Here is a 7,809-nt window from a genome sequence, read left to right on the forward strand (position 1 = left end):
GGCGAACGCGCGGTCGAGACGCTGGTAGGACACGTGCACGGTCGTCTCGGTGATCCCGTACATGTTCACCAGCACCGGGGCCTCATCCCCGTGCCGCGAATACCACTCCTCCAAGCGGCCCAATTCCAGAGCCTCACCACCGAAGACCACGAACCGCAACGCCGACAAGTCCGTCTCCGGACGCTCCCGATCCGCCGCCATCAACTGGTAGAACGCCGACGGAGTCTGGTTCAGGACGGTGACCTTCTCAGCGGCCAGCAGTTCCAGGAACTCACCGGGCGAACGCGAGGTCAGGTACGGGACGACGACCACACGGCCGCCATAACACAACGCACCCCACAACTCCCACACCGAGAAATCAAACGCGAACGAATGGAACAACGTCCACACATCATCCGCACCGAACCCGAACCACCCCTCCGTCGACCCCAGCAACCGCACCACATTCCTGTGCGGAACCACCACACCCTTCGGCAACCCCGTCGACCCCGACGTATAGATCACATACGCCGCACTCTCCGGATGGACGACAACACCCGGGTCGGTGTCGGGGTACTCCTCGTACGTCTCCAGGGTGTCGAGGGTGTAGGCGGGTCGCGCGTCCTGCAGCACGTACGCGATCCGTTCCGCCGGGTAGTCCGGGTCGATGGGCACGTAGGCCGCGCCCGCCTTCAGCACGCCCAGGATCGCCACGACCAGATCGGCCGAACGCGGAAGCCGCAGCGCCACGAGATCCCCCGGGCGGACGCCCTGCGCGGCCAGGTGCCGGGCTAGGCGGTTAGCGGCTGCGTTCACCCCGCCGTACGACAGCGTCCGCCCCTCGAACGTCACCGCCGGAGCATCCGGACGCTCGGCCGCACGCGCCTCGAACAACGCCGGGATCGTCGCGTCACCGGCATCGAGCGCTTCCGCCCGGCCTCCCGCCCAGTCGCGCAGGATGGCCTCGCGTTCGGAGGGGGCGAGGATCTCGGCGGTGCCGATGGGCGCGTCCGGTTCGGCGGCCAGTGCGGTCAGCAGCCGCTGGAAGCGGGCCGCGATCGAATCGGCGGTGCCGGGGTCGAACAGGTCGAGGGAGTATTCGAGGCCGCCGTCGATTCCGGCCGGGGCGCCGCCGTCGCCGTGCCGTTCCTCCAGGTAGAGGGACAGGTCGTACTTGGCGGTGCCGGACGGCAGCGGCTCGGCGCCGCCGCTGAGGCCGTCCATCTCAAGGGTGGCCCCGGGGTTGTTCTGGAACGAGAGCACGACCTGGAAGAGCGGGTGGCGGGCCATGGAGCGGGCCGGGTTGAGGACCTCCACCAGGCGTTCAAAGGGGAGGTCCTGGTGGGCGTAGGCGGCGAGGTCGGTCTCCTTCACCCGTGCGATGAGCTCCCGGAACGAGGGGTCGCCCGCGGTGTCGGTGCGGAGCACGAGCATGTTGACGAACATGCCGACCAGGTCGTCCAGGGCCTCGTCCGTGCGTCCGGCGATCGGTGCTCCGATCGGGACGTCGGTTCCGGCGCCGAGCCTGGTCAGCAGCGCCGCGTAGGCGGCCTGCATGACCATGAAAAGGCTGGCGCCGCTGTCGCGGGCGAGTTTCAGGAGGGCGGCGTGAAGGTCGGCGTCGAGTTCGAAGGGGACGGTCCCGCCCCGGTACGCGGTTTCGGCGGGCCGGGGGCGGTCAGCGGGCAGCGCCAGTTCCTCCGGTAGATCGGCCAGCGCCTCGCGCCAGTAGGCGATCTGCCGCGACACCAGGCTCTCCGGATCGTCCTCCGACCCGAACAACTCCTCCTGCCACAACGTGTAATCGGCGTACTGCACCGGCAGCGCCGCCCACCCCGGCACGCCACCCTCCACCCGCGCCGCATACGCCGCGATCACGTCGCGGGCGAGCGGCGCCATCGACCAGCCGTCGCCCGCGATGTGGTGGAGCACGAGCAGCAGGACGTGCGTGTCGCCGCCGAGGGCGAACAGCCGGGCTCGCAGCGGGGGTTCCACCGACAGGTCGAAGCCCTGCCCGGCGGCGGCTGCCAGCCCGGCGGGGAGGCGGGCCTCGTCGGTCTCGGTGACGGTGAGCGCGGGACGGGCAGTCGCGGGGTCGAGGACGAGCTGGCGGGCGGTTCCGGAGGCGTCCGGGAAGATCGTGCGGAGCGGTTCGTGCCGGGTGACGACGTCGCCGAGCGCCGCGCGCAGGGCGTCACGGTCGAGGGCGCCGTGCAGGCGCAGCGCGATCGGCATGTTGAACGCCGCCGACCGGCCCTCGAACCGGTTGAGGAACCACAGCCGCCGCTGCGCGTACGACAGCGGGATCGTCGCGGGGCGGTCGGCGGCGCGCACGAGCGCGGGCCGCGCGCTTCCCGACGCCCGCGCCACGCGTCCGGCCAGTCCGGCGGCGGTGGGCGCCTCGAACAGCGCCCGGACGGGCAGTTCGACGCCGAACGCCGACCGCACCCTGCCGATGAGGCGGGTGGCGGTGAGGGAGTCGCCGCCGAGGTCGAAGAACCCGTCGGCGGGGCCGACCCGCGCGATGCCCAGGACCTCGGCGAACAGGCCGCACAGGATCTCCTCCTGCGGCGACCGGGGGGCCCGCGACGCATCCGTCCCCCCAGCGTCGCCGGGGACGGGCAGGGCGGCGCGGTCGAGCTTGCCGTTGACGGTGAGCGGCAGCCCGTCCAGCGCGGTGAGCGTGGGGATCATGTAGCCGGGCAGGTGCGCGGCGGCGTGCCGGCGCAGCCCGGCCAGGTCGGCGGTCGCCGGGACGACGTAGCCGGCGAGCCGCCCGTCGCGGACGATCACGGCGGCCCGCGCCACCCCCGGGTACCGGGCCAGGACGCTCTCGACCTCGCCGGGCTCCACCCGGTGGCCGCGGATCTTGACCTGGTCGTCGACCCGGCCGAGGTGTTCGACGGTGCCGTCGGGGCGGAGCCGGGCCCGGTCCCCGGTGCGGTACATCCGGTCGCCGGGGGCAGCGAACGGGTCGGCGACGAACCGTTCGGCGGTGAGGCCCGGCCGGTCGTGGTAGCCGCGGGCGAGCTGGGCGCCCGCCAGGTACAGCTCGCCGGGCGTCCCGGGCGGCACCGGTTGCAGGGCGGAGTCCAGGATGTAGGCGCGGGTGTTGCGCTGGGGCGCGCCGATCACGGCCGGCCCGCCGCCCGCCACCGGCGCGTTCATGGTGTCGATCGTCGCTTCGGTGGGCCCGTAGAAGTTGCGGGCGGTGGTGCCGTCGAGGTCGCGCAGCTCGTGCCAGAGGTCGTCGCCGATCGCCTCGCCGCCGAGCAGCAGCTGGGACGGCCGGTGCCGGTCGCCGTCCAGGAGCCCGGCGTCGCGGAGGGCGCGCAGGTGCGAGGGGGTGGTGTTGACCAGGTCGATCCGGGCGCGGTCGACGTAGGCGGCGTAGGCCTCGACGTCGCGGCGGGTCCGGTCGTCGATGAGGTGCAGCTCGTGGCCGTACATCATCCACAGCAGGCCCATCCACGAGGTGTCGAACGAGAACGACGCCAGGTGCGCGAACCGCATCCGCGGCCCGCCGCCCCGCGCGGTGTGCGCGGCGATCGCGGGGTCGAAGAAGGCGGTCCGGTGGGCCTCGAAGTAGTTGAGGACGGCCTCGTGCGTGATGGTCACGCCCTTGGGGCGGCCGGTGGAACCGGAGGTGTGGATGACGTAGGCGGCGTTGCCCGGAAGCAGCTGCGGCCTGCGCCCGGTGGCCTGGCCGGGAGCCAGAGGCAGGTCTCCGGGGCGGACGGTCAGCGCGGGGCGGCAGTCATCCAGCAGCCAGGCGATCCGGTCGGCCGGGTACTCGGGGTCGATCGGCACGTACGCGGCCCCGGCCTTCAGCACGCCCAGCAGCGCGACGACGATCTCCGGGGTGCGGGGCAGGACGAGCGCCACCCGGTCCTCGGGGCCGATCCCGCGCGCGGTGAGGGCGTTCGCGAACCGGTCGGCGCGGGTGTTCAGCTCGGCGTAGGTCAGCGGGTCGTGGCCTTCGCAGACGAGCGCGACCTCGTCCGGCATGAGCGCTACCCGTTCCTCGAACAGCTCCGGCAGCGTCCCGGGCCGCACGTCCGCGGCGGTGTCGTTCCACGCCACCAGCCGCGCCCGCTCCGCTTCGCCGCCCAGCTCGACCGACCCGGCGGGGCGGGTGGAGTCCTCGGCGAACGCCTCCAGGAACCGGCGGACCCGGGCCAGCAGCGCCTCGGCGGTGTCCCGGCCGAACACGTCGGGCCGGTAGTGCAGGCGCAGCGACAGCTCGGGGCCGGGCGCCGCGACCAGCGACAGCGGGAAATGGGTCGCGTCGTGGGAGGCCGCTCCGGTGATCCGGACGCCGTTGAGGGAGCCGTCCATGGACGCCGGGTCGAACGGGTAGTTCTCCAGCACCGTCATCGTGTCGAACAGGGCGCCCTGGTGGCCCGCCGCCCGCTGCACGTCGGTGAGGCCGAGGTGGTGGTGCGGGAGCAGGTCGGTCTGCTCGTCCTGGAGCCGTTCCATGAGCGCGGCCAGGGACTCGCCGGGACGGTACCGCACCCGGATCGGCAGCGTGTTGATGAACAGGCCGATCATCTGCTCGACCCCGGGGAGTTCTGGAGGGCGCCCCGAGACGGTCGCGCCGAACACGACGTCGTCGCTGCCCAGCAGGCGGCCGAGCACCAGGCCCCACGCCCCCTGCAGCACGGTCGACAGCGTGACGCCGTGGCGGCGCGCGGCCCGGCCGAGCCTGCGCGTGAGGCGCTCGTCCAGGTGGGCGACGACCGCCTCAGGGGGTACCGGAGGGCGGTCCGCGGCGTCCGGGGCGACCAGGGAGGGGCCCTCGACGCCGTCCAGCGCGCGGCGCCAGGCGTCCTCGGCCGCCTGCCGGTCCTGCTTCGCCAGCCAGGCCAGATAGCTCTTGTACGGGGTGACGCGGGGAAACCCGGCGTCGTGCCCGCCCTGCACGTACAGCAGGAACAACTCGGTCGCCAGAACCGGTGTGGACCAGCCGTCCAGGAGGATGTGGTGGTTGGTGAACACCAGCCGGTGCCGTCCCGGCCCGCGCCGCACCAGAACGAACCGCAGCAGCGGCGGCTCCGTCATCGCGAACCCGCGCGCCCGCTCCCGCGCCACCACCGCGTCGGCCCCCGCGTCCGAGGCCGCGTCGACCTCCTCCCACGGCAGATCCACCGCGCGTGGGATCACCTGCACGGGACGCGACAGGTCCTCGTGCCAGAACGCGGCCCGCAGGTTGGAGTGGCGGCGCAGCAGGGTCGCGGCGGCCGCCCTCAGCGCCGCGGCGTCCAGCGGCCCGTCCAGGTCGAGGACGAACTGCGCCGTGTAGACGTCGGTGCCGTCCTCGTCGAGGAGCGCGTGGAAGAAGAACCCCTGCTGCAACGGGGACAGCGGCAGGATGTCCTCCAGGTCCCCACGGTTCAATTCTTGCTCCTCCAGGCGTCCTGCAGCTTGTCGATCTCCGCTTGGTCGAGGTCGACGAGGAGGTCGGACGGGGTGAACCCGCCGCCTCCGTCGTCTCCGCCGGAGCGGGCGTGCTCGGCGAGCCCGCGCAGCGCGGTGAACCAGCCCTCGGCCAGGTCCCGCACCTCGTCGCGGGACAGCACCCCGTCCGGCCAGGTCCAGGTGGCCGACAGCTCGGCGCGCCCGTCCCGGCCGTCCCGGGCCACGGCGTTGATCTCCAGGGCGTGCGCCATCGGCATCCGCGGGTCCTCCCCGGCGGGCGGCTCCTCGGGAGCGAGCGTCCAGTCGCCGCCGTCCTCGCCCGGCGCGACCCGGCCCAGGTAGTTGAACGCGATCTCGGCCGGCGGGAGATCGGCCAGCTCCTCGGCGGCCTCAGCCCCGGCCAGATGGCGCAGCAGCCCGTACCCGACGCCCTCCGGAACGGCGCGGAGCTGCTCCTTCACCTTCTTGAGGGCCGCACCGGCCGCGGGACCGCCCTTCTTGACCTCGGCCCAGTCGGCCGCGCCCGGGTCCAGCCGCACGGGATGGATCGAGGTGAACCAGCCCACCGTCCGGGACAGGTCCAGCCCCGGGACGATGTCCGTACGGCCGTGGCCCTCCACGTCCACCAGCACCCCGCCGCCTCCGCGCCCGCCGCCGCGGTGCCGCCCGCGCCAGTGGGCGACGGCCAGCGCCAGCCCGGTCAGCAGCACGTCGTCGACCCGGGCTCGGTACGCGGCGGGCACGCCGGTCAGCAGCCGCCCGGTGACCTCGGCGGGCAGGACGAGCGTCAGCGACTCCGCGCGGGCCGCGATGTCGACGCGCGGATCGAGCGCGCGGGCGGCGATGGGCCGCGGCGGGCCGTCCACGATGTCCAGCCAGGTCTCCAGCTCGTCCCCGGCACGGGCGGGATCGGACGCCTCGGCCTGGAGGCGCTGCGCCCAGCGGCGGAACGAGCTCCCGCCCGGCTCCAGCTCGCCGCCCGCCCACGCGACGACCAGGTCGGGCAGGAGGATCCGCCACGAGACGCCGTCCACGACCAGGTGATGGAGCATCACCAGCAGCCGGCCCTGCGCGTCCCCGGCGTCGAACCAGACGAGCTGCGCGACCGTCCCGCCGACCGGGTCGAGGCGCTCCCGCGCGGCGGCGGCCTGCTCGGCGACGACCGCGCCCAGCTTGTGCTCGTCCAGGCCGCCGACGTCGATCCGGGTGACGAGATCGGCCGCCGCGACCGTGCCGCGCGGGCGCACGACCGGCTGCCACCGGTCGCCGTCCACGTCGAGGCGGAGCCGGAGCGCGTCATGGTGGTCCAGCAGGACCTGGAGCGCGCCCGTGAGCCGCTCCAGGTCGTCGCCGCCCAGGCCCGCCGGTGTGCGCAGCAGCATCGACTGGTGGAAACCGCTGATCAGCGAGGCGTCCCCGCCCACCCGCTCGCGCAGCCACGCCACGATCGGCGTGACCGGCACCGGGCCGACGGCCGTCCCGGGCGGTTCCTTCTCGACGGTCTCGGCGTCGTCGGCGGCGGTGCGGGCGATCGCGGCGAGCCGCTCCACGGTCTGGTGCTGGAACACCTCGCGCGGAGAGATCACCAGACCCGACTGGCGGGCGCGGGAGACCAGCTGGATCGCGATGATGGAGTCGCCGCCCAGGTCGAAGAACCCGTCGTCCACCCCGACCCGTTCCAGGCCCAGAACCTCCGCGAACAGCTTCGCGAGGATTTCCTCGAAAGGCGAACCCGGCTCCCGCGACGACACCTTCGCCGCGAAATCCGGCTCGGGCAGGGCTTTGCGGTCGAGTTTCCCGTTGGCGGTCAGAGGCAGGGCGTCGAGTTCGACGACGGCGGCCGGGACCATGTAATCCGGCAACCGCTCGGCCGCATATCTGCGCAGCCCGTCATCCGTTCCGACGACGTAGGCGATCAGTCGTTCGTCCCGAACCACCACCGCGACATCGGACACGGCATCGTTGCGCGCCAGCACCGCCTCGATCTCACCCAACTCGATCCGGAACCCGCGCAACTGCACCTGCTGATCCGAACGCCCCAGATACTCAAGGCGCCCATCCGCACGCCACCGCGCCAGATCGCCCGTCCGATACATTCGCGCACCGGGAACCCCGTAAGGATCAGCGACGAAACGCTCGGCCGAGAGCGACGGACGGTTCAGATAACCGCGCGCCAACCCCGGACCGGCCACATACAACTCGCCCACCACACCGGCCGGAACAGGCTGCAGACGACCGTCCAGGACATAAACACGCAGGTCGGGAATGCCCGTCCCGACCACGCTGCCCGCCGCTGTCGCGGCGAACGCGCGGTCGAGACGCTGGTAGGACACGTGCACGGTCGTCTCGGTGATCCCGTACATGTTCACCAGCACCGGGGCCTCATCCCCGTGCCGCGAATACCACTCC

At 73.0% G+C, this 7,809-nt stretch carries 2 protein-coding genes; both read right to left on the reverse strand.

The genetic code is table 11. The annotated features are described in order from the left end of the window. Positions 1–5,379 (reverse strand): amino acid adenylation domain-containing protein (locus ACFPZN_RS55350; RefSeq protein ID WP_378293357.1); only part of this gene is annotated, 5,379 nt, incomplete at its 3' end. Beyond that, positions 5,376–7,809, reverse strand: a 2,434-nt coding sequence (locus tag ACFPZN_RS55355) for a condensation domain-containing protein (protein ID WP_378293359.1), incomplete at its 5' end; no start/stop codon positions are given. The genes ACFPZN_RS55355 and ACFPZN_RS55350, both read right to left, overlap by 4 nt.

It is taken from the genome of Actinomadura rugatobispora (genome assembly GCF_042656285.1).
GTDB classification, from domain to species: Bacteria; Actinomycetota; Actinomycetes; order Streptosporangiales; family Streptosporangiaceae; genus Spirillospora; species Spirillospora rugatobispora.